This is a genomic window from Streptococcus sp. V913 (assembly GCF_054353455.1).
Genome location: NZ_JBTHHX010000002.1, coordinates 251,010 through 271,354 on the forward strand (window position 1 = coordinate 251,010; position 20,345 = coordinate 271,354).

Sequence of the window (20,345 nt, forward strand, 5' to 3'; positions counted from 1 at the left end):
GTCAGAAAAGAGGAGAAAATATGGAGATTCGTTTAGCTTTTCCAAATGAAGTAGAGATGATTATGCAGATGATGGAGGATGCCAAAAAATGCTTAGCCAAGTCAGGAAGTGACCAGTGGCAAAATGGCTATCCAAATGCTGATATCATTATTGATGATATTATCTCTGGTCAAGCCTATGTTGCCTTAGAAGAAGGAGAACTAGTAGCCTATGCTGCAGTAACCAAGAGCCCTGAGGAAGCCTATGAAGCGATTTATGAAGGACATTGGCAAGGGAGAGAGCCAGAATATCTGGTCTTTCACCGTATCGCCGTGGCAACAGATGTTCAAGGGCAGGGAGTTGCTCAGACTTTCCTAGAAGGCTTGATTGAAGGATTTGATTACCTAGATTTTCGTTCAGATACGCATGCAGAAAACAAGGCCATGCAGCATATTTTTGAAAAGCTAGGCTTCCAACAGGTCGGGAAAGTTCCAGTGGATGGAGAACGCTTGGCCTATCAGAAATTAAAATAATGACGCAGAAAAAGTACGCAAAAATGCTCTACTTGTCGCCAATCGGAACCTTGTCCTTAGTTGCTGACGAGCAATATCTGCATGGAATTTGGGTGCAGGACCAAACTCATTTTGAGAGAGGTATTGATACGGATGGGATAGAAATCGTTAAGGAACATCCTGTCCTCGACAAAGTTATTTCCTATTTAAATGCTTATTTCGATGGGAGAGTTCAAGACTTGTCTCTCTTGCCCTTGGCTCCCATTGGGACGGATTTTGAAAAGCGAGTCTGGACCTACTTACAGAGTATTCCTTATGGGCAAACAATGACTTACGGTCAAATAGCTCAAGACTTGCAGGTACTCTCTGCCCAAGCTATTGGCGGAGCAGTGGGGCGTAATCCCTGGTCCATCCTCGTCCCCTGTCATCGTGTGCTGGGAGCAGGCAAGCGTCTGACAGGTTATGCTGCAGGAGTGGAAAAGAAAGCTTGGCTCTTGGAGCATGAAGGCGCAGATTTTCAAGAAAATAAAGAATAGAAAGAAAAGAAAATGTTAGAATTTATCGAATACCCAAAATGTTCAACTTGTAAGAAAGCAAAGAATGAACTTGACCAACTCGGACTTGACTACAAAGACGTCCATATTGTAGAAGAAACACCCAGCCAAGAAGTCATTTTAAACTGGTTAGAGACTTCAGGTTTCGAGTTGAAACAATTTTTCAATACCAGCGGGATCAAATATCGTGAACTTGGCTTGAAAGATAAGGTAGGAAGTCTGTCAAACCAAGAAGCTGCCAAGCTTCTGGCTAGTGATGGCATGTTGTTAAAACGTCCAATCTTATTAGAAAATGGTGCTGTTAAGCAAATTGGCTATAGAAAATCCTACGGGGAACTGGGCTTGAAATAGTTTTTATCTATCTTCTTGATAGGTAAATTATATAGCCTTTCCGGTTTAAAGTGTGATAAACTAGAAGGTAGACAAAGTCTGCTTTACCCGTAGCAAATAATTTGCTTGCGAGCAGAAGTATGGTAGAATGAATCATTATCAGGAGAGGATGTTTTTATGACTGTTACAACACTTTTAGCATCAGATTGGTACCAGAGCTTGATGCAGCTGATTCCAGACGGTAAACTCTTTAGTTTGCGTTCGGTCTTTGATGGAATTCCAAGGATTGTCCAACAACTGCCTACAACCTTGATGTTGACACTTGGAGGTGCACTCTTTGGTTTGCTACTTGCCTTGATTTTTGCCATTGTTAAGATCAATCGTGTTAAGATTTTATATCCCTTGCAGGCCTTTTTCGTTAGCTTCTTAAAAGGTACTCCAATCCTAGTTCAACTTATGTTGACCTACTACGGAATTCCTTTGGCACTGAAAGCTATCAACCAACAATGGGGGACTGGTTTCAATATCAATGCGATTCCAGCAGCGCTTTTTGCGATTGTGGCCTTTGCCTTTAATGAGGCGGCTTATGCCAGCGAAACCATTCGTGCAGCCATCCTTTCTGTCAATCCTGGTGAGATTGAAGCGGCACGCAGTCTGGGGATGACCCGTGCGCAAGTTTATCGTCGTGTCATTATTCCTAATGCAGCGGTTGTAGCTACTCCAACCTTGATCAATTCCCTCATCGGTTTGACCAAGGGAACTTCTCTAGCTTTTAGTGCGGGTGTTGTCGAAGTTTTTGCCCAGGCTCAGATTTTGGGTGGAGCGGATTATCGCTATTTTGAACGATTCATCTCTGTTGCTCTTGTTTACTGGGTAGTCAATATCGGAATCGAAAGCCTCGGTCGCTTTATCGAGAAGAAAATGGCCATTTCAGCGCCGGATGCAATAACTACAGATGTGAAAGGAGACCTTCGTTAATGATTAAGATTTCGAATTTAAGCAAATCCTTTTCAGGTCAAACTGTCTTGGATCATCTGGACTTGGATATCCAAAAGGGAGAAGTAGTAGCCTTGATTGGTTCATCTGGAGCAGGGAAATCAACCTTTCTTCGTAGTTTGAACTACCTTGAAACTCCAGATAGTGGAACGATTCAGATTGACAATTTTAAAGTTGATTTTTCTCAGATTAGCCAAGAAGAGATCCTAACCCTTCGTCGCAAGTTATCTATGGTTTTCCAACAGTTTAATTTGTTTGAACGCCGAACTGCTCTTGACAATGTCAAGGAAGGTTTGGTTGTCGTTAAAAAATTATCGGACGATGAAGCAACAAAAATCGCTAAGGAAGAGTTGGCCAAGGTTGGTCTTTCTGACCGTGAAAACCATTATCCTCGCCATTTATCAGGTGGACAAAAGCAACGGGTTGCCCTCGCGCGTGCGCTTGCTATGAAACCAGATGTCTTGCTCTTGGATGAGCCCACTTCAGCACTTGACCCAGAGTTGGTCGGTGAAGTAGAAAAGTCTATTGCAGACGCTGCCAAGTCAGGTCAGACCATGATTTTGGTAAGTCACGATATGTCTTTTGTAACCCAAGTGGCAGATAAGGTTTTATTCCTAGATAAAGGGAAAATCATCGAGTCTGGCACACCGGATGAAATCATCAATCATCCGAAAGAAGAACGAACAAAAGAATTCTTCGCTAGTTACAAACGGACTTATATTTGATATAATAGAAAAAGGAAAACTCAGTTAGTTGGACTAGCTGAGTTTACTCTTTAAAAAAGATAGAAACGAGAGAGATCATGCTGCTGCAACTGTTTTCTTTATATTTCGAGAGTTTGATCTTAACGACCATCCTGGTTGTAATTTTTTTGGGGATTTGGATTGGATTGAGAGCCATGTCTGGTGTGGACAAGACAGCCAAGGCTCGTCAAGCTCATCTCTATGATATGATTATGATTGGAGTTTTGGTCGTTCCGGTGTTATCCTTTGCCGTCATGAGTTTGCTCTTGGTTTTCAAGGCATAATCCTTGCGTGATTAGCAAGAATGAGTTAGAATAAAGATAGTTACAACAAGAAAGAAGGAATCAAAATGTACGATACGATTATTATCGGTGCTGGACCTGCGGGAATGACCGCTGCCTTATATGCTGCTCGTAGCAATCTGAAAGTGGCTTTGATTGAAGGTGGTCTGCCAGGCGGGCAAATGAATAACACATCTGATATTGAAAACTATCCAGGTTATGCCAACATCAGTGGACCTGAATTGGCTGAAAAAATGTTTGAACCACTTGAAAATCTTGGAGTGGAGCATCTTTATGGCTATGTTGAAAATATTGAAGACCAGGGGGACTATAAGAAGGTAATCACTGATGACCAAGTTTATGAAACTCGTACTGTCATCGTGGCAACTGGGTCAAAACATCGTCTCTTGGGAGTTCCCGGAGAAGAAGAACTGAATAGTCGTGGTGTTTCTTACTGCGCAGTCTGTGATGGAGCTTTCTTCCGTGACCAAGACTTGCTCGTAGTCGGTGGTGGAGATTCAGCGGTAGAAGAAGCCCTCTTCTTGACTCGCTTTGCCAAGACTGTTACTATCGTTCACCGTCGTGACCAACTTCGTGCTCAAAAGGTCTTGCAAGACCGTGCTTTTGCTAATGAGAAAGTCAACTTTATCTGGGATTCTGTTGTCAAGGAAATCAAAGGTGAAAACCGAGTAGAATCTGTCGTATTTGAAAATGTAAAAACAGGTCAAGTGACAGAACAAGCCTTCGGAGGTGTCTTTATCTATGTTGGTTTGGATCCCGTTAGCGATTTTGTTAAAGAATTGAATATTCAAGACCAGACTGGCTGGATTGTGACAGATAACCACATGAAAACTGGAGTTGACGGTATCTTTGCAGTTGGGGATGTTCGCCAAAAAGATCTTCGCCAAGTAACAACAGCAGTTGGAGATGGGGCTATCGCTGGTCAAGAAGCCTATAAATTTATCACAGAACATAGTTAATACACTTCGAAAATCTCTTCAAACCACGTCAGCTTCGCCTTGCCGTACTCAAGTACTGTCTACAGCTAGCTTCCTAGTTTGCTCTTTGATTTTCATTGAGTATAATCATAAAAAAGTTTCCAATCACTTGATTGGAAACTTTTTTATAGTCGATTTCGGAAAACTTCGTACATGAGAATGGCTGCAGCAACACTGGCATTGAGGCTTTGAACATGTCCATTCATCGGAATGGTAATCATCTCATCGACCTGTTTTTTGATGTTGCTAGAGATACCTTTTCCTTCATTTCCGATGATGAGGGCGATTTTCCCTTTTGTATTCCACTTGTGGCAAGGGGTGCCGTTCATATCTGTTCCAAAGGTCCAGAAGCCTTCATCCTTGAGTTTGTCAAGAGTTTGGCTCAGGTTGGTCACTCGGGCAATTGGAACGTGCTCAATAGCACCTGTGGCCGTTTTGGCAACGACAGGAGTCACTCCGACAGCACGGTGCTTGGGAATGATGACACCTGAAACATTGGTCGCATCAGCAGTCCTTAAGATAGAACCTAAGTTGTGAGGATCAGTTAACCCGTCCAGAATCAATAGCAAAGGATTTTCTTTTTGGCGTATTTTTGCAAGGATGTGATCCAGCTCGCTATAGGCAAATTCAGAGACTCTTAGGACAAAGCCTTGATGGACAGCGCCTTCGGTCATTTCAGAGAGGGATTTTTTTGAAGTCCAAGAGATGGAGACCTTTTTCTCAGTAGCCAGTTCCTTGACTTTCTCAACATTCTTTCCCCTTAGATCTTCTTGGAGGTAGAGTTTGTTTCCTGTATTTGCAAGGAGGGCTTCAGTAACGGCGTGGACGCCATAGACAATATCATTTGTTTTCATGCCTCTATTATAACACAAAACCCCGTCTTGCAACGGGATTTTCTTTATTCGAGGATGAGGAGTCCATCTTTGATAGCAAATGGGTCTTTCTCATTGATACGATCGTAGAACATGATTCCGTTGATGTGGTCAATTTCATGTTGGACAACGATAGAGTTGTATCCTTTAAGCTTGATGCGGTGTTTTTCTCCGTCCTTGTCAAAGTAATCAACAGTGACGCGGGCATGACGAACAACATAGCCTGGCACGTTACGGTCAACAGATAGGCACCCTTCTCCTTCACCGAGGGCGGCGTCCTGAACAGAGTGAGAGACGATTTTTGGATTGTACATAACAGCTTGCAGGTCGTAGGCTTCCTGAGGAGTTTCACCTTCTTTCACAATATTTGGCACTAAAACAGCGATAATGCGTTTTGAGATATCTAACTGAGGAGCGGCCAATCCAACCCCACCGCGGAGTCCCATCTTTTCAGCCATAACAGGATCCTGAGAATTTTTGAGGAATTGCATCATCTTTTCTCCAAGGATGATTTCCTGGTCAGACAGTGGGAAAGTGACCTCCTTAGCAACCGCGCGTAAAGTTGGGTTCCCCTCACGGATAATATCGTTCATATTAATTAAATGAGCAGCTTTTGTAATACGTTCTATAGCAGACATTTTCTCTCCTTTCATTACCTCTACATGATAACACAAAATAGACGAGAAAGAAAGTCACAGAAGTTCCTAAAAAATAATATAATAAACGGTATTCCTCTTTTGTCTGTGGTATAATAAAAGAAAAGGCTTGCAGTAAAAGCAAGGGGGGGATAAAGATGGAAAAGCGGCAAGATAGACGGTCTCATGGTTCTCTTTATGGATTGTTGGAGAGAAGTATTGGGTTCTTTCGGAATTATAAATCCTGGACCAATGCCCAGTTTATTATTGTGTTATTGCTTGCAGTTACCTTGTCTATGGGGCTGAACTTGTTGGGCCAAGCAGTACAGGGGAACAAGGAAACAAGTCCGAGTGGTCAAACTCTTGATTCTGCTCAGACGTCTGGTCAATCCAAGGAAAATCAGTCTGATGAAACGACAGCCCGTATCATGGCAAATGGTGACCTTCTCTACCATATTCCTATCTACCGAACAGCTCTGAAAGAAGACGGTAGCTACGATTTCCACGAAAATTTTGAATATGTAAAACCATGGCTCAAGCAAGCGGATTTAGTGCTTGGTGACTTTGAAGGAACGGTGAACAAAGACCACTACTTGGCAGGCTATCCTCTCTTTAATGCACCTGGAGAAGTCATGGATGCGATCAAAGATGCAGGCTATCAAGTTCTAGACTTGGCTCACAATCACATCTTGGATTCTCAGATAGAGGGAGTGGTTTCGACAGCAGAAGCTATCGAAAAGGCAGGGATGACACCCATAGGAGTCTACACACATGAATCCCGTGACCAAGCTCCACTAGTTATCAAGGAAGTCAATGGTATCAAGGTAGCTCTTTTGGCCTATTCTTACGGTTTTAATGGCATTGAGCAGTATATCTCACAAGAGGACTATAATCGCTATCTTTCTGACCTGAATGAAGATAAGATGAAGGCGGAAATCGAACGAGCTGAGCAAGAGGCGGATATCACTGTCATCATGCCTCAGATGGGAATTGAGTACCAGCTAGAACCGACGGAAGAACAGAAAACACTGTACCACAAGATGATTGACTGGGGAGCTGATATTATCTTTGGAGGGCACCCTCACGTCGTTGAACCTGCTGAGACAGTTGAAAAAGATGGTGACAAAAAATTGATCATCTATTCCATGGGAAATTTCCTCTCAAATCAACGCATTGAAACCATGCAAGATGAGGAAAATGCCAAGTGGACGGAGCGCGGTGTCCTCATGGATGTGACCATTAAGAAAAAAGATGGCAAGACTAGGATTGAAACTGCCAAAGCGCATCCTACTTGGGTCAATCGAACACCCAAAGGAACTTACTCTCCAGAAGGTTATCCGCTCTTCCTCTATCAGACCTATATCATAGAGGACTTCATCGAGGGAGGCAGTTACCGTGACAAGTTGGATGAGGCGACCAAGGAACGCATTGACACGGCCTATAAAGAAATGAATGAACATGTAGGGTTGAAGTGGTAGGTGCTCACCCTAAAGGAGATATGATGACGATTAAATTAATTGCAACAGACATGGATGGAACCTTGCTAGACTCGAGAGGTCAGCTAGATCTGCCCCGCTTGGAAAAGATTTTAGATCAGCTGGATCAAAGGGATATCCGTTTTGTCATTGCGACGGGGAATGAAATTCATCGTATGAGAGAACTATTGGGACACTTGGCTGAACGAGTGATCCTAGTAGTTGCAAATGGGGCGCGTATTTTTGAAAACAATAAACTGATTCAAGCTCAGACCTGGGATGATGCTATGGTTGACAAGGCTTTAGTTCATTTTAAAGGGAGGGAGTGTCGAGATCAGTTCGTCGTCACTAGTATGAATGGGAGTTTTGTCAAGAAAGGCACTGTTTTTACAGACCTTGATAAATTTATGACTCCAGAGATGATTGAAAAACTTTACCAAAGGACCAATTTTGTGTATGAGCTAAACTCAGACCTCTTTGGAGGAGTTCTAAAGATGAGCATGGTCGTTGGTGAAGAACGTTCGAGTTCTGTTTTGCGGGAAATCAATGATCTCTTTGATGGGCATGTAAGAGCTGTTTCCAGTGGTTATGGTTGTATTGATATCCTACAGGCTGGTGTTCACAAGGCTTGGGGATTGGAAGAATTACTCAAGCGCTGGAATTTGCAATCGGAACAAGTCATGGCTTTTGGTGACAGTGAAAATGATGTCGAAATGTTAGAGTTGGCTGGTATTGCTTATGCGATGGAAAATGCAGATGATGAGGCCAAGGCAGTTGCGACTGCCCTAGCACCAGCTAACAGCCAAGCGGGTGTTTATCAGGTCCTAGAAAATTGGTTAGAGAAAGAGGGATAAGGTGGCAGTACAGTTATTAGAAAATTGGCTCCTAAAAGAGCAGGAGAAGATTCAAACCAAGTATCGTGGATTGAATCAAATTTCTGTCCTAGAGCCAGATATCATCTTTATTGGTGATTCGATTGTGGAATATTACCCTCTGCAAGAGTTGTTTGGGACGGCCAAGACGATTGTCAATCGTGGCATCCGAGGATACCAGACGAGACTTTTATTAGAGAATCTGGATGCCCATCTGTATGGTGATGCTGTCGATCAAATTGTTCTCCTAATTGGGACAAATGATATTGGAAAAGATATTCCCATGAATGAAGCCTTGGATAATCTCGAGCGTGTAATCCAATCGATTGCCCGAGATTATCCGCTATCACAAATAAAGCTCCTTTCCATTTTGCCAGTCAATGAGGGAGAGAAATACAAGCAGACCGTTTATATCCGAACCAATGAAAAGATTAGAGAATGGAATCAAGCCTATGAGGCTCTAGCATCCGCCTATATGCAAGTAGATTTTGTGCCTGTTTATGATAGTTTGACAGATACAGAAGGACAACTCAAAAAAGACTATACAACAGATGGCCTCCATCTAAGTGTAGCCGGTTATCAAGTCTTATCAGAAGCCTTAAAAGAGTATCTTTTCTAAAGAGGTGGCTTGATTTTGCATTTTTTATGAAGATAGGTTATAATGGTTCTATCGTCTTTTGGGGTCGTTACGGATTCGACAGGCATTATGAGGCATATTTTGCAACCCGTGTGGCGACGTAAACGCTCAGTTAAATATAACTGCAAAAAATAACACTTCTTACGCTCTAGCTGCCTAAAAACCAGCAGGCGTGACCCGATTTGGATTGCTCGTGTTCAATGACAGGTCTTATGATTAGCGAGATACGATCAAGCATTGTCTAGTGGTTTGATAAGAGATTAATAGACTCGCAGTTCCTAGGCTTGAGTTATGTGTCGAGGGACTGTTAAAACAATACATAACCTATGGTTGTAGACAAATATGTTGGCAGATGTTTGGACGTGGGTTCGACTCCCACCGGCTCCATTCTTCTTTCACCAACATTGGAAAAACGTTGTTAAATCAACGTTTTTTATTTTTTCCTTTGGTATTCTTTTTTTAAAAAGGGATACAAAAAAAGATACAACATTTGTTGTATCTAAAAAAATAATTTTTCTTTTCTACGGAAGACATGGGATTCGAACCCACGCACGCTGTTATACGCCTACCGCGTTTCCAACACGGCCTCTTAAGCCTCTTGAGTAATCTTCCAATACTTACTCAAATAGTCTACCATAATGCCACTTATCTTGCAATAAAAATTTTGGAAATAAGAAAAATGATAGATTTTGAAAGAAAATGATAAAAAATGCTTGACTTTGATAGAGATTGTGTTAGAATGAATAGTGTAAACGATAACAGGAGGTGATTTGGTGTTAAAAACTGAGCGGAAGCAACTGATTTTAGAGGAGTTAAATCAACATCATGTAGTTTCCCTAGAAAAATTGGTTAGTCTATTAGAAACATCAGAATCGACAGTACGAAGAGATTTGGATGAGTTGGAGGCTGAAAACAAGCTTCGTCGCGTGCATGGTGGAGCAGAATTGCCCCATTCCTTGCAGGAAGAAGAAACCATTCAAGAAAAATCTGTCAAAAACCTTCAAGAAAAGAAGTTGCTGGCTCAGAAAGCAGCCTCTCTCATCAAGGAACAAGATGTCATCTTTATCGATGCTGGAACAACAACTGCTTTTTTGATTCATGAATTGATCAATAAGAATGTTACAGTTGTGACCAACTCTATTCACCATGCCGCTCAGTTGGTTGAAAAACAGATTCCAACTGTCATGGTTGGAGGAAGTGTCAAGATGGCAACAGATGCATGTATCGGTGGTGTTGCTCTTAACCAAATCAATCAATTGCACTTTGACCGTGCCTTTATCGGGATAAATGGTGTAGACGATGGTTATTATACGACTCCTGATATGGAGGAGGGAGCCGTTAAGCGCGCTATTTTAGAGAATGCCAAACAAACCTATGTCTTGGTCGATTCGTCTAAGATTGGACAAACTTGCTTTGCCAAGGTAGCACCACTTAAACGCGCTATTGTCATTACAAGTCAAGGGGATGAGCTCTTGCAGGCCATTAAGAAGAAAACGGAGGTAATAGAAGTATGATTTATACAGTCACACTCAATCCATCCATTGACTATATCGTGCGCTTGGACCAAGTTCAAGTTGGTAGTGTCAATCGTATGGACAGTGATGATAAGTTTGCTGGTGGGAAAGGAATTAATGTCAGTCGTGTCTTGAAACGCTTGGATATTCCTAATACTGCGACTGGATTTATCGGTGGATTTACTGGTAAATTTATCACAGATACCCTTTCAGAGGAAGAAATCGAAACTCGTTTTGTCCAAGTAGCAGAAGATACTCGTATCAATGTTAAAATCAAAGCAGACCAAGAAACAGAAATCAACGGTACTGGTCCTAATGTGGAACCAGCTCAGCTAGAAGAATTGAAAGCTATTTTATCTAGTTTGACAACAGAAGATACGGTTGTGTTTGCGGGTTCGAGTGCTAAGAACCTAGGCAATGTTATCTATAAGGATTTGATTGCATTGACACGCCAGACTGGTGCGCAAGTCGTTTGTGACTTTGAAGGACAGACCTTGATTGATAGTTTAGACTACCAGCCACTTTTGGTTAAACCAAACAATCACGAACTTGGAGCTATCTTTGGAGTGAAACTCGAAAGTTTAGATGAAATCGAGAACTATGCTCGAGAATTGCTGACTAAAGGTGCTCAAAACGTCATTATCTCTATGGCTGGGGACGGTGCCCTCCTTGTCACATCTGAAGGAGCTTACTTCGCTAAACCCATCAAGGGAACAGTGAAAAATTCAGTGGGAGCTGGCGACTCTATGGTTGCTGGATTTACCGGTGAATTTGTCAAATCAAAAGATGCAGTAGAAGCCTTCAAATGGGGAGTGGCTTGTGGGACAGCAACTACTTTCTCTGATGACTTGGCAACTGCAGCATTTATAAAAGAAACTTATGAAAAAGTTGAGGTAGAAAAACGATGAAAATTCAAGACCTATTGAGAAAAGATGTCATGTTGCTGGATTTGCAGGCGACTGAAAAAACAGCAGCTATCGAAGAGATGATTCATAGCTTGGTAGATCACGGTTATGTGACGGATTTTGAAATCTTTAAAGAAGGAATCTTAGCGCGTGAAGCTCTAACTTCTACTGGTTTGGGTGATGGAATCGCTATGCCTCACAGTAAAAACTCTGCTGTCAAAGAAGCAACAGTTCTCTTTGCCAAGTCAAACAAGGGTGTTGACTATGAGAGCTTGGATGGGCAACCAACAGACCTCTTCTTCATGATTGCTGCTCCAGAAGGTGCAAATGATACTCACTTAGCAGCCTTGGCAGAATTGTCTCAATACTTGATGAAAGATGGTTTCGCTGACAAACTTCGTCAAGTAACATCTGCAGATCAAGTTATCGAACTTTTTGACCAAGCTTCAGAAAAAGCTGAGGAGCCTGTTCAAACACCTGCAAATGACTCTGGCGACTTTATCGTAGCTGTTACAGCTTGTACAACAGGTATTGCCCACACATACATGGCTCAAGAAGCCCTTCAAAAAGTAGCTGCTGAAATGGGTGTTGGGATCAAGGTTGAGACTAATGGTGCCAGCGGTGTTGGAAATCAACTGACAGCAGAGGACATCCGTAAGGCCAAAGCTGTTATCATCGCTGCAGACAAGGCTGTTGAGATGGACCGCTTTGATGGCAAACCTTTGGTTAATCGTCCAGTTGCAGACGGTATCCGTAAGACAGAAGAGCTGATCAACTTGGCCCTATCAGGAGATGCTGAAGTTTACCATGCTGCTCATGGAGCAAAAGCTGCAACAGCTTCTAATGAAAAACAAAGTATAGGTGGTGCCTTCTACAAACACTTAATGAGTGGTGTATCTCAAATGTTACCATTCGTTATCGGTGGTGGTATCATGATTGCCCTTGCTTTCTTGATCGACGGAGCTTTTGGTGTGCCACAGGATAGTCTTGGCAATCTCGGATCCTACCATGAGCTAGCTTCCATGTTCATGAAAATCGGTGGGGCTGCCTTTGGCTTGATGCTTCCAGTCTTTGCTGGTTATGTAGCCTACTCTATTGCTGAAAAACCAGGTTTGGTAGCTGGTTTTGTGGCTGGTGCTATTGCCAAAGAAGGTTTTGCCTTTGGTAGAATCCCTTATGCAGCAGGTGGTGAAGCGACTTCAACTCTTGCAGGTGTATCATCTGGTTTCCTAGGTGCCCTTGTTGGTGGATTTATCGCAGGAGCCTTGGTTCTTGCTATCAAGAAATACGTTAAAGTTCCTCGTTCACTTGAAGGTGCTAAATCAATCCTTCTCTTGCCACTTCTTGGAACTATTTTGACAGGATTTGTCATGCTGGCTGTCAACATTCCAATGGCAGCAATCAACACTGCTATGAATGACTTCCTTGGCGGACTTGGAGGAGGCTCAGCGGTCCTTCTCGGTATCGTTCTTGGTGGAATGATGGCTGTCGACATGGGTGGACCAGTCAACAAAGCTGCCTATGTCTTTGGTACAGGTACGCTTGCAGCGACTGTTTCTTCAGGTGGTTCTGTAGCTATGGCAGCAGTTATGGCTGGAGGAATGGTTCCACCACTTGCTATCTTTGTCGCAACCCTTCTTTTCAAAGATAAATTTACCAAAGAAGAACGCAACTCTGGTTTGACAAACATCATCATGGGCTTGTCATTTATCACTGAAGGAGCGATCCCATTTGGTGCCGCAGACCCAGCTCGTGCGATCCCAAGCTTTATCCTTGGATCGGCAGTAGCAGGTGGACTCGTTGGTCTTGCAGGTATCAAACTCATGGCACCACACGGAGGAATCTTCGTTATCGCCCTAACTTCAAATGCCCTTCTTTACCTTGCCTCTGTCTTGGTAGGCGCAATTGTAAGTGGTGTGGTTTATGGTTACCTTCGTAAACCACAAGCATAAAAAGTATTAGAATAGAAAGATTGTTACCATTTGGTGCAATCTTTTTCTCTTTTCGAAATGGCTGTGAAATATGGTATAATAGAAGCATGGCAAACAAAAATACAAGTAAAACAAGACGGAGACCGTCTAAAGCAGAACTCGAAAGAAAACAGGCTATCCAGAGGATGTTGATTTCCTTAGGAATTGCCTTATTGTTGATTATTGCAGCTCTCAAGCTTGGTGCTGCGGGTGTCACCCTTTATAATCTCATTCGACTGTTAGTCGGAAGTTTAGCTTATGTGGCTATAGGTGGTCTCCTCATCTATCTTTTTCTTTTTAAATGGATACGCAAGCAAGAGGGGCTTCTGTCAGGATTTCTCTGTATCTTCGCTGGCTTGCTCTTGATTTTTGAGGCCTATCTTGTCTGGAAGTTTGGTTTGGAGCAGTCAGTTCTAAAAGGGACCTTGGCTCAAGTTATGACGGATCTGACTGGTATCCGAGTGACTAGCTTTGCTGGTGGAGGTCTGCTAGGTGTTGGACTTTATATCCCCATATCCTTTCTTTTCTCCAATATCGGATCGTACTTTATTGGAGTTCTTTTGATTCTAGTTGGGGCTCTCTTGGTCAGTCCTTGGTCTATTTATGATGTTGTAGCCTTTATTGGAGCTCAGTTCAGATCCTTCATGGAAAAACAGGAACAGAGAAAACAGGAACGCTTCATCAAGAGAGAAGAAGAGAAGGCTCGTCAAGAAGCTGAAGAAGCAGCCAGAATCAAGAGAGAACAAGAAGAACAGGATGCACTACCGCTTCCTCCTGTAGATCCTGAAACTGGAGAAATCTTACCAGAAGTTCCAGACTATGATCTTCCACAAATTCCTGAAAAAGAATGGAGTGAACCGGAGATTATCCTCTCTCAAGCTGATTTTGACGTTCCAGATGTGGAAGAAGACCTTGAGGATGAAGAGGTGCAGGTTGATTTTTCTGCTAAGGAAGCCCTTGAATACAAGCTACCAAGCTTGCAACTCTTCGCGCCAGATAAACCCAAAGATCAGTCCAAGGAAAAGAAGATTGTTCGAGAAAATATCAAAATCTTAGAAGAAACCTTTGCCAGCTTTGGTATCAAGGTAACGGTTGAACGGGCTGAAATCGGCCCATCAGTAACCAAGTATGAAGTCAAGCCAGCCGTTGGTGTACGGGTTAACCGCATTTCCAATCTGGCAGACGACTTAGCGCTAGCTCTAGCAGCCAAGGATGTTCGGATTGAGGCTCCGATTCCTGGTAAATCCCTAGTCGGAATCGAAGTGCCTAACTCTGAGATTGCAACCGTCTCCTTCCGTGAACTCTGGGAACAGTCTCAGACTAAGCCAGAAAATCTCCTCGAAATTCCTTTAGGGAAGGCGGTTAATGGAACTGCTCGCACCTTTGACCTTTCCAAGATGCCCCACCTACTCGTTGCAGGTTCGACAGGATCAGGGAAGTCAGTCGCAGTTAATGGTATTATCGCTAGCATTCTCATGAAAGCAAGACCCGACCAGGTCAAGTTTATGATGGTCGATCCTAAGATGGTTGAGTTATCGGTTTACAATGACATTCCTCACCTCTTGATTCCAGTTGTGACTAATCCACGCAAGGCCAGCAAGGCTCTGCAAAAGGTTGTGGATGAGATGGAAAACCGTTATGAACTCTTCGCTAAGGTTGGTGTACGAAATATCGCTGGTTACAATGCCAAGGTCGAGGAATTCAATGCCCAGTCTGAGTACAAACAAGTACCACTGCCTTTGATTGTTGTCATTGTGGATGAGTTGGCAGACCTCATGATGGTGGCTAGCAAGGAAGTAGAAGACGCCATCATTCGTCTCGGACAGAAGGCGCGTGCCGCAGGAATTCACATGATTCTCGCAACGCAACGTCCATCGGTTGATGTCATCTCTGGTCTCATCAAAGCCAATGTCCCCTCTCGTGTGGCTTTTGCAGTTTCATCAGGTACAGATTCACGAACCATCTTGGATGAGAATGGAGCAGAAAAACTGCTTGGTCGAGGAGACATGCTCTTTAAACCAATCGATGAAAATCACCCAGTCCGTCTGCAAGGATCCTTTATCTCGGATGATGATGTTGGACGCATCGTGAACTTCATCAAGGCTCAGGCGGATGCGGACTACGATGAGAGTTTTGATCCAGGTGAGGTTTCTGAAAATGAAGGAGATTTTTCTGATGGTGAAGCTGGTGGCGATCCGCTTTTTGAAGAAGCCAAGGCTTTGGTTATCGAAACCCAGAAAGCTAGCGCTTCGATGATTCAGCGTCGTTTGTCGGTTGGATTTAACCGTGCGACCCGCCTTATGGAAGAACTCGAAATGGCAGGTGTCATCGGTCCAGCTGAGGGAACCAAACCACGAAAAGTATTGCAACAATAAAAAAATAGCTTCTTTCCAAATTTGGAAAGAAGCTATTTTACTGGCTATTGATTGCTTTTATTTTCTGAAGTTGGAGTATTGGGCTGTTTTTCATTTTCAGCGCTAGGTTTAGTTGGAGCAGGTGTAGTAGAGTCCTGAGTTGCTGTTTTCTGCTCTTCTTTTTTCTCTTCCTTGACGCTGGATTTTGGCGTTTCTTCTTGTTGTGTTTTTTCTTGAGAAGTGTTATTTTCCTTATTGGGACTAGTGTTTTCCTGAGGGGATTCCTTTTGGATTTCTTTGACAATGGTTGTCGTCTGGCTTGTCGTCGGTTCTTTTTTATTGTTTTTGCTATTATCCATGGCGTTCATGATAGTGATAGTAGCGGTGATTAGGCCAAGGATACTACCGACGGTAGCAATCGTTTTTTGAAAGACAGTAAACCCTTTTTTGATATGCTCAGTTTTTGGTTTTGAAGTTCTATGATAGTTAGACATGATACTCTCCTTTAATTATGATTTATTATACCTCATTTCTTTAAAAAAATCTTAAAAAAAGAGGACTTGCCCTTTCTTGTCGCAAGCTCTGTTTCATGATACAATAGAAGAAGTGATTTTAGAAAGCGTGAGAAAACATGATCTACTTTGATAATTCGGCAACGACCAAGCCTTATCCTGAAGCACTTGAAACCTATACGCAGGTCGCTTCGAAAATTGTAGGAAATCCTTCTAGCCTCCATCGTTTGGGAGACCAGGCGACACGAATTTTAGATGCTTCCCGGCAGCAAATTGCAGATTTAATTGGCAAGAAGAGTGATGAAATCTTCTTTACTTCTGGAGGAACAGAAGGGGATAACTGGGTCATCAAAGGTGTGGCCCTTGAAAAAGCCCAGTTTGGCAAGCACATCATCGTATCAGCCATTGAACATCCAGCAGTCAAGGAGTCAGCCCTCTGGCTGAAAAGTCAGGGTTTTGAGGTGGATTTTGCTCCAGTTGATGAGAAAGGGTTTGTGGATGTTGAGGCTCTAGGAGCTTTGATACGACCTGATACGACCCTCGTCTCCATTATGGCAGTAAACAACGAAATTGGATCTATTCAACCTATTGAGGCCATCTCAGAACTGTTGGCAGACAAGCCAACTATTTCCTTCCACGTTGATGCAGTTCAGGCACTCGCTAAGATTCCGACTGAAAAATATCTGACAGATCGTGTAGATTTTGCCACCTTCTCAAGTCATAAATTTCATGGTGTCCGAGGTGTTGGCTTTGTCTATATCAAGTCTGGTAAGAAAATTACGCCTCTTTTGACAGGTGGTGGTCAAGAGCGTGATTATCGTTCGACAACTGAAAATGTGGCAGGGATTGCAGCGACAGCCAAGGCCCTCCGTTTGTCTATGGAAAAGTTAGATATCTTTACTAATAAGGCAGGGCAGATGAAATCAGTCATTCGCCAAGCGCTTCTGGATTATCCAGATATTTTTGTCTTTTCAGATGAGGAAGACTTTGCCCCTCATATCCTGACTTTTGGAATCAAGGGTGTTCGTGGTGAAGTCATTGTTCACGCCTTTGAAGACTATGATATTTTCATCTCCACAACCTCTGCTTGTTCATCCAAGGCTGGAAAACCTGCGGGAACCTTGATTGCCATGGGAGTGGACAAAGATAAGGCCCAGTCAGCTGTGCGTCTTAGCCTAGACCTTGAAAATGATATGAGTCAGGTTGAGCAGTTTTTGACCAAGCTAAAATTAATTTACAATCAAACTAGAAAAGTAAGATAGGAGCATTCATGCAGTATTCAGAAATTATGATTCGCTACGGAGAGTTGTCAACTAAGGGCAAAAACCGTATGCGTTTCATCAATAAACTTCGCAATAATATTTCGGGCGTTTTGTCCATCTATCCCCAAGTTAAGGTAACTGCTGATCGCGACCGTGCCCACGTTTACCTCAATGGAGCCGACTACACAGCAGTTGCAGAATCTCTTAAACAAGTCTTCGGGATTCAGAATTTTTCTCCAGTATATAAGGTTGAAAAATCTGTAGAAGTTCTGAAGTCTTCTGTCCAAGAGATTATGACAGATATCTACAAGGAAGGCATGACCTTTAAGATTTCTAGTAAGCGTAGCGATCACAACTTTGAGCTCGATAGTCGTGAACTCAACCAAACACTTGGTGGAGCTGTATTTGAGGCAATTCCAAATGTCCAAGTTCAAATGAAAAATCCTGATATCAATCTTCAGGTGGAGATTCGTGAGGAGGCGGCCTATCTTTCCTATGAAACTATTCGTGGAGCAGGTGGCTTGCCTGTGGGGACTTCTGGTAAGGGGATGCTCATGTTGTCAGGAGGAATTGACTCGCCTGTAGCAGGTTATCTAGCCCTTAAACGAGGGGTAGATATTGAGGCGGTTCACTTTGCCAGTCCGCCATACACGAGTCCTGGTGCCCTTAAGAAAGCCCAAGATTTGACTCGTAAATTGACCAAGTTTGGGGGCAATATCCAGTTTATCGAGGTGCCTTTCACAGAGATTCAAGAGGAAATCAAGGCTAAGGCGCCAGAAGCCTACCTTATGACCTTAACCCGTCGTTTTATGATGCGCATTACCGACCGTATTCGTGAGGTGAGAAATGGTTTAGTTATCATCAATGGGGAAAGTCTTGGTCAGGTGGCAAGCCAAACCCTGGAGAGCATGCAGGCTATCAACGCTGTGACCAACACTCCTATCATCCGACCTGTGGTCACTATGGACAAGTTGGAAATCATTGACATCGCCCAGGAAATTGATACTTTTGAAATTTCTATCCAGCCGTTTGAGGACTGCTGTACTATTTTTGCACCTGATCGTCCTAAGACCAATCCTAAAATTAAGAATGCGGAGCAGTATGAAGCACGCATGGATGTTGAAGGTTTGGTTGAGCGAGCAGTGGCAGGAATCATGATTACTGAGATTACACCTCAAGCTGAAAAAGATGCTGTCGATGAGTTAATTGACAATCTCCTCTAATCAGAAAATCCAGAAGAATTCAGAAAAATAAATGAAAAAGTTAGTTTTTAATCCAAAAATGGAAGCAAAACTGACTTTTTTTCAATTTTTATGGTATAATAAAATAAAATTTTGAATATAGAGAGTTTTCTGACAATGAATCATTCCTACTTTTATTTAAAAATGAAAGAACACAAACTCAAGGTTCCTTATACTGGAAAAGAGCGTCGTGTGCGTGTGCTCCTGCCAAAGGACTATGAGAAAGACACAGACCGTTTTTACCCTGTTATTTACTTTCATGATGGGCAAAATGTCTTTTACAGCAAGGAGTCTTATATCGGACACTCTTGGAAGATAATCCCAGCCATTAAACGAAATCCAGACATCAGTCGCATGATTGTTGTTGCTATTGATAATGATGGAATGGGACGGATGAATGAGTATGCAGCTTGGAAGTTCCAAGAATCTCCTATACCAGGTCAGCAGTTTGGCGGTAAGGGTGTGGAGTATGCTGAGTTTGTCATGGAGGTGGTCAAGCCTTTTATCGATGAAACCTATCGTACCAAAGCTGATCGCCAGCATACTGCTATGATTGGTTCGTCTCTAGGAGGCAATATTACCCAGTTTATCGGACTGGAATACCAAGACCGAATTGGTTGTCTAGGTGTCTTCTCATCTGCTAACTGGCTTCACCAAGAAGCCTTTAACCGCTATATCGAGCGCAAGAAACTATCGCCTGAACAACGCATTTTTATCTATGTTGGAACGGAAGAAGCGGATGATACGGACAAGACCCTGATGGCTGGCAATATCAAGCAAGCCTATATCGACTCATCGCTTCGCTATTACCATGATTTGATTGCAGGTGGAGTACACTTGGATAATCTTGTCTTGAAAGTTCAGTCTGGTGCTATCCATAGTGAAATCCCTTGGTCGGAAAATTTACCAGACTGTCTCCGTTTTTTTGCAGAGAAATGGTAAGTTAAGAAAGGAGAAAGCCAATGCATATTGAACATCTTAGCCACTGGAGTGGTAACCTCAACCGTGAAATGTACCTCAACCGTTATGGACACGCTGGGATTCCAGTTGTGGTTTTTGCTTCATCTGGTGGCAGTCACAATGAATACTATGATTTTGGCATGATTGATGCCTGTGCTTCCTTTATCGAGGAAGGCCGTGTTCAGTTCTTTACTCTATCCAGTGTGGACAGCGAGAGCTGGTTGGCTACTTGGAAAAATGGTCATGACCAAGCAGAGATGCACCGTGCTTACGAACGCTATGTGATTGAGGAGGCCATTCCTTTTATCAAGCATAAGACAGGTTGGTTTGATGGCATGATGACGACAGGTTGCTCGATGGGAGGCTACCATGCACTCAATTTCTTCCTCCAGCATCCAGATGTCTTTACCAAGGTGATTGCCCTCAGTGGTGTTTACGACGCACGTTTCTTTGTCGGCGATTACTACAATGATGATGCTATTTACCAGAACTCGCCAGTAGATTATATTTGGAATCAGAATGACGGCTGGTTTATCGATCGTTACCGTCAGGCGGAGATTGTCGTCTGTACGGGCCTCGGTGCTTGGGAACAAGATGGTCTGCCGTCCTTCTACAAACTGAAAGAAGCCTTTGACAAGAAACAAATCCCTGCCTGGTTTGCTGAGTGGGGACATGATGTTGCCCATGACTGGGATTGGTGGCGTAAACAAATGCCTTATTTCCTTGGTCACATGAATCTATAA

At 43.0% G+C, this 20,345-nt stretch carries 21 protein-coding genes, 1 tRNA gene and 1 other RNA gene; 19 read left to right on the forward strand and 4 right to left on the reverse strand.

What is annotated here, in order from left to right:
• Positions 1 to 20 precede the first annotated feature (20 nt).
• The 7 genes from ACXYSL_RS05140 to trxB all read left to right on the forward strand — a co-directional run bounded on the left by ACXYSL_RS05140 (position 21) and on the right by trxB (position 4,375).
• Positions 21 to 512, forward strand: coding sequence for a GNAT family N-acetyltransferase (locus ACXYSL_RS05140; RefSeq protein WP_084939039.1), 492 nt, complete (start codon positions 21 to 23; stop codon positions 510 to 512).
• Entirely contained in the window at positions 512 to 1,027 is a 516-nt protein-coding gene (locus tag ACXYSL_RS05145) for a methylated-DNA--[protein]-cysteine S-methyltransferase (RefSeq protein ID WP_458624155.1), read from the forward strand. Before ACXYSL_RS05140 ends, ACXYSL_RS05145 begins: the two co-directional genes overlap by 1 nt.
• A 12-nt stretch (positions 1,028 to 1,039) precedes the next feature.
• Positions 1,040 to 1,396: an arsenate reductase family protein gene (locus ACXYSL_RS05150; protein ID WP_084939041.1), complete on the forward strand. Its 357-nt coding sequence runs from the start codon at positions 1,040 to 1,042 to the stop codon at positions 1,394 to 1,396.
• 156 nt (positions 1,397 to 1,552) lie between these two features.
• The gene (locus tag ACXYSL_RS05155) at positions 1,553 to 2,353 is read left to right on the forward strand and encodes an amino acid ABC transporter permease (RefSeq protein ID WP_458624156.1); all 801 of its coding nucleotides are present in this window, start codon (positions 1,553 to 1,555) and stop codon (positions 2,351 to 2,353) included.
• A complete protein-coding gene (locus ACXYSL_RS05160; RefSeq protein ID WP_000590975.1) occupies positions 2,353 to 3,096 on the forward strand; it encodes an amino acid ABC transporter ATP-binding protein in 744 nt (247 codons plus the stop codon). The genes ACXYSL_RS05155 and ACXYSL_RS05160 overlap by 1 nt, the downstream gene beginning before the upstream one ends.
• Positions 3,097 to 3,173: 77 nt before the next feature.
• Positions 3,174 to 3,398 carry a DUF4059 family protein gene (locus ACXYSL_RS05165; protein WP_000926603.1) on the forward strand — a complete coding sequence of 75 codons (225 nt, stop codon included), beginning with the start codon at positions 3,174 to 3,176 and terminating at the stop codon, positions 3,396 to 3,398.
• A gap of 65 nt (positions 3,399 to 3,463) precedes the next feature.
• The gene (gene trxB / locus ACXYSL_RS05170; RefSeq protein ID WP_458624157.1) at positions 3,464 to 4,375 is read left to right on the forward strand and encodes a thioredoxin-disulfide reductase; all 912 of its coding nucleotides are present in this window, start codon (positions 3,464 to 3,466) and stop codon (positions 4,373 to 4,375) included.
• Between the two features lie 143 nt (positions 4,376 to 4,518).
• Here the strand turns inward: trxB and rlmB are convergent, their stop codons facing one another.
• Both rlmB and def read right to left on the reverse strand, forming a co-directional pair.
• Entirely contained in the window at positions 4,519 to 5,247 is a 729-nt protein-coding gene (gene rlmB / locus ACXYSL_RS05175; protein WP_458624158.1) for a 23S rRNA (guanosine(2251)-2'-O)-methyltransferase RlmB, read from the reverse strand.
• 44 nt (positions 5,248 to 5,291) lie between these two features.
• Positions 5,292 to 5,903, reverse strand: a complete 612-nt coding sequence (gene def / locus ACXYSL_RS05180; RefSeq protein ID WP_458624159.1) for a peptide deformylase — start codon at positions 5,901 to 5,903, stop codon at positions 5,292 to 5,294.
• Between the two features lie 155 nt (positions 5,904 to 6,058).
• On the opposite strand from def, the gene ACXYSL_RS05185 reads away from it, so the two are divergent.
• The 4 genes from ACXYSL_RS05185 to ssrA all read left to right on the forward strand — a co-directional run bounded on the left by ACXYSL_RS05185 (position 6,059) and on the right by ssrA (position 9,274).
• Positions 6,059 to 7,378 (forward strand): CapA family protein, encoded by a 1,320-nt coding sequence (locus ACXYSL_RS05185; RefSeq protein ID WP_458624160.1) that lies wholly within the window; start codon positions 6,059 to 6,061, stop codon positions 7,376 to 7,378.
• A gap of 23 nt (positions 7,379 to 7,401) precedes the next feature.
• Positions 7,402 to 8,229, forward strand: a complete 828-nt coding sequence (locus ACXYSL_RS05190) for a Cof-type HAD-IIB family hydrolase (RefSeq protein WP_458624161.1) — start codon at positions 7,402 to 7,404, stop codon at positions 8,227 to 8,229.
• A gap of 1 nt (position 8,230) precedes the next feature.
• The gene (locus tag ACXYSL_RS05195; RefSeq protein ID WP_458624162.1) at positions 8,231 to 8,866 is read left to right on the forward strand and encodes an SGNH/GDSL hydrolase family protein; all 636 of its coding nucleotides are present in this window, start codon (positions 8,231 to 8,233) and stop codon (positions 8,864 to 8,866) included.
• 60 nt (positions 8,867 to 8,926) lie between these two features.
• Positions 8,927 to 9,274: a transfer-messenger RNA gene (ssrA, locus tag ACXYSL_RS05200) on the forward strand.
• A 134-nt stretch (positions 9,275 to 9,408) separates the two neighbouring features.
• On the opposite strand, the gene ACXYSL_RS05205 is transcribed toward ssrA, so the two are convergent.
• A tRNA-Ser gene (locus tag ACXYSL_RS05205) sits at positions 9,409 to 9,496 on the reverse strand.
• Between the two features lie 161 nt (positions 9,497 to 9,657).
• Between ACXYSL_RS05205 and ACXYSL_RS05210 the strand changes: the two genes are divergently transcribed.
• The 4 genes from ACXYSL_RS05210 (at position 9,658) to ACXYSL_RS05225 (ending at position 15,648) form a co-directional block, all read left to right on the forward strand.
• Positions 9,658 to 10,398, forward strand: a complete 741-nt coding sequence (locus ACXYSL_RS05210) for a DeoR/GlpR family DNA-binding transcription regulator (RefSeq protein WP_458624163.1) — start codon at positions 9,658 to 9,660, stop codon at positions 10,396 to 10,398.
• The gene (gene pfkB, locus ACXYSL_RS05215) at positions 10,395 to 11,306 is read left to right on the forward strand and encodes a 1-phosphofructokinase (RefSeq protein WP_458624164.1); all 912 of its coding nucleotides are present in this window, start codon (positions 10,395 to 10,397) and stop codon (positions 11,304 to 11,306) included. The genes ACXYSL_RS05210 and pfkB overlap by 4 nt, the downstream gene beginning before the upstream one ends.
• Complete coding sequence (locus ACXYSL_RS05220) at positions 11,303 to 13,255, forward strand: PTS fructose transporter subunit IIABC (protein WP_458624165.1); 1,953 nt, start codon at positions 11,303 to 11,305, stop codon at positions 13,253 to 13,255. Before pfkB ends, ACXYSL_RS05220 begins: the two co-directional genes overlap by 4 nt.
• Before the next feature lie 86 nt (positions 13,256 to 13,341).
• The gene (locus ACXYSL_RS05225) at positions 13,342 to 15,648 is read left to right on the forward strand and encodes a DNA translocase FtsK (protein WP_458624166.1); all 2,307 of its coding nucleotides are present in this window, start codon (positions 13,342 to 13,344) and stop codon (positions 15,646 to 15,648) included.
• Between the two features lie 44 nt (positions 15,649 to 15,692).
• On the opposite strand, the gene ACXYSL_RS05230 is transcribed toward ACXYSL_RS05225, so the two are convergent.
• Positions 15,693 to 16,121: a DUF6556 family protein gene (locus tag ACXYSL_RS05230; RefSeq protein ID WP_033585013.1), complete on the reverse strand. Its 429-nt coding sequence runs from the start codon at positions 16,119 to 16,121 to the stop codon at positions 15,693 to 15,695.
• 137 nt (positions 16,122 to 16,258) lie between these two features.
• Between ACXYSL_RS05230 and ACXYSL_RS05235 the strand changes: the two genes are divergently transcribed.
• The 4 genes from ACXYSL_RS05235 to ACXYSL_RS05250 all read left to right on the forward strand — a co-directional run bounded on the left by ACXYSL_RS05235 (position 16,259) and on the right by ACXYSL_RS05250 (position 20,345).
• Positions 16,259 to 17,401, forward strand: coding sequence for a cysteine desulfurase family protein (locus ACXYSL_RS05235; protein ID WP_458624167.1), 1,143 nt, complete (start codon positions 16,259 to 16,261; stop codon positions 17,399 to 17,401).
• Positions 17,402 to 17,409: 8 nt separating this feature from the next.
• Positions 17,410 to 18,624: a tRNA uracil 4-sulfurtransferase ThiI gene (gene thiI / locus ACXYSL_RS05240; RefSeq protein ID WP_061588082.1), complete on the forward strand. Its 1,215-nt coding sequence runs from the start codon at positions 17,410 to 17,412 to the stop codon at positions 18,622 to 18,624.
• A gap of 135 nt (positions 18,625 to 18,759) precedes the next feature.
• Positions 18,760 to 19,584 (forward strand): alpha/beta hydrolase, encoded by an 825-nt coding sequence (locus tag ACXYSL_RS05245; protein WP_061588083.1) that lies wholly within the window; start codon positions 18,760 to 18,762, stop codon positions 19,582 to 19,584.
• Positions 19,585 to 19,604: 20 nt separating this feature from the next.
• On the forward strand, positions 19,605 to 20,345 hold the full coding sequence (locus ACXYSL_RS05250) for an esterase family protein (RefSeq protein WP_061588084.1): 741 nt from the start codon (positions 19,605 to 19,607) through the stop codon (positions 20,343 to 20,345).

Excerpts from the sequence above, each read along its gene's own strand:
- ACXYSL_RS05165 (WP_000926603.1), top strand. The coding sequence starts at position 3,174 with ATGCTGCTGCAACTGTTTTCTTTATATTTCGAGAGTTTGATCTTAACG.
- ACXYSL_RS05150 (WP_084939041.1), top strand. The coding sequence starts at position 1,040 with ATGTTAGAATTTATCGAATACCCAAAATGTTCAACTTGTAAGAAAGCA.
- trxB (WP_458624157.1), top strand. The coding sequence starts at position 3,464 with ATGTACGATACGATTATTATCGGTGCTGGACCTGCGGGAATGACCGCT.
- ACXYSL_RS05190 (WP_458624161.1), top strand. The coding sequence starts at position 7,402 with ATGACGATTAAATTAATTGCAACAGACATGGATGGAACCTTGCTAGAC.
- ACXYSL_RS05140 (WP_084939039.1), top strand. The coding sequence starts at position 21 with ATGGAGATTCGTTTAGCTTTTCCAAATGAAGTAGAGATGATTATGCAG.
- ACXYSL_RS05155 (WP_458624156.1), top strand. The coding sequence starts at position 1,553 with ATGACTGTTACAACACTTTTAGCATCAGATTGGTACCAGAGCTTGATG.
- ACXYSL_RS05145 (WP_458624155.1), top strand. The coding sequence starts at position 512 with ATGACGCAGAAAAAGTACGCAAAAATGCTCTACTTGTCGCCAATCGGA.
- ACXYSL_RS05245 (WP_061588083.1), top strand. The coding sequence starts at position 18,760 with ATGAATCATTCCTACTTTTATTTAAAAATGAAAGAACACAAACTCAAG.
- ACXYSL_RS05250 (WP_061588084.1), top strand. The coding sequence starts at position 19,605 with ATGCATATTGAACATCTTAGCCACTGGAGTGGTAACCTCAACCGTGAA.
- ACXYSL_RS05230 (WP_033585013.1), bottom strand. The coding sequence starts at position 16,121 with ATGTCTAACTATCATAGAACTTCAAAACCAAAAACTGAGCATATCAAA.
- rlmB (WP_458624158.1), bottom strand. The coding sequence starts at position 5,247 with ATGAAAACAAATGATATTGTCTATGGCGTCCACGCCGTTACTGAAGCC.
- ACXYSL_RS05220 (WP_458624165.1), top strand. The coding sequence starts at position 11,303 with ATGAAAATTCAAGACCTATTGAGAAAAGATGTCATGTTGCTGGATTTG.
- ACXYSL_RS05160 (WP_000590975.1), top strand. The coding sequence starts at position 2,353 with ATGATTAAGATTTCGAATTTAAGCAAATCCTTTTCAGGTCAAACTGTC.
- def (WP_458624159.1), bottom strand. The coding sequence starts at position 5,903 with ATGTCTGCTATAGAACGTATTACAAAAGCTGCTCATTTAATTAATATG.
- ACXYSL_RS05235 (WP_458624167.1), top strand. The coding sequence starts at position 16,259 with ATGATCTACTTTGATAATTCGGCAACGACCAAGCCTTATCCTGAAGCA.
- ACXYSL_RS05185 (WP_458624160.1), top strand. The coding sequence starts at position 6,059 with ATGGAAAAGCGGCAAGATAGACGGTCTCATGGTTCTCTTTATGGATTG.
- thiI (WP_061588082.1), top strand. The coding sequence starts at position 17,410 with ATGCAGTATTCAGAAATTATGATTCGCTACGGAGAGTTGTCAACTAAG.
- pfkB (WP_458624164.1), top strand. The coding sequence starts at position 10,395 with ATGATTTATACAGTCACACTCAATCCATCCATTGACTATATCGTGCGC.
- ACXYSL_RS05225 (WP_458624166.1), top strand. The coding sequence starts at position 13,342 with ATGGCAAACAAAAATACAAGTAAAACAAGACGGAGACCGTCTAAAGCA.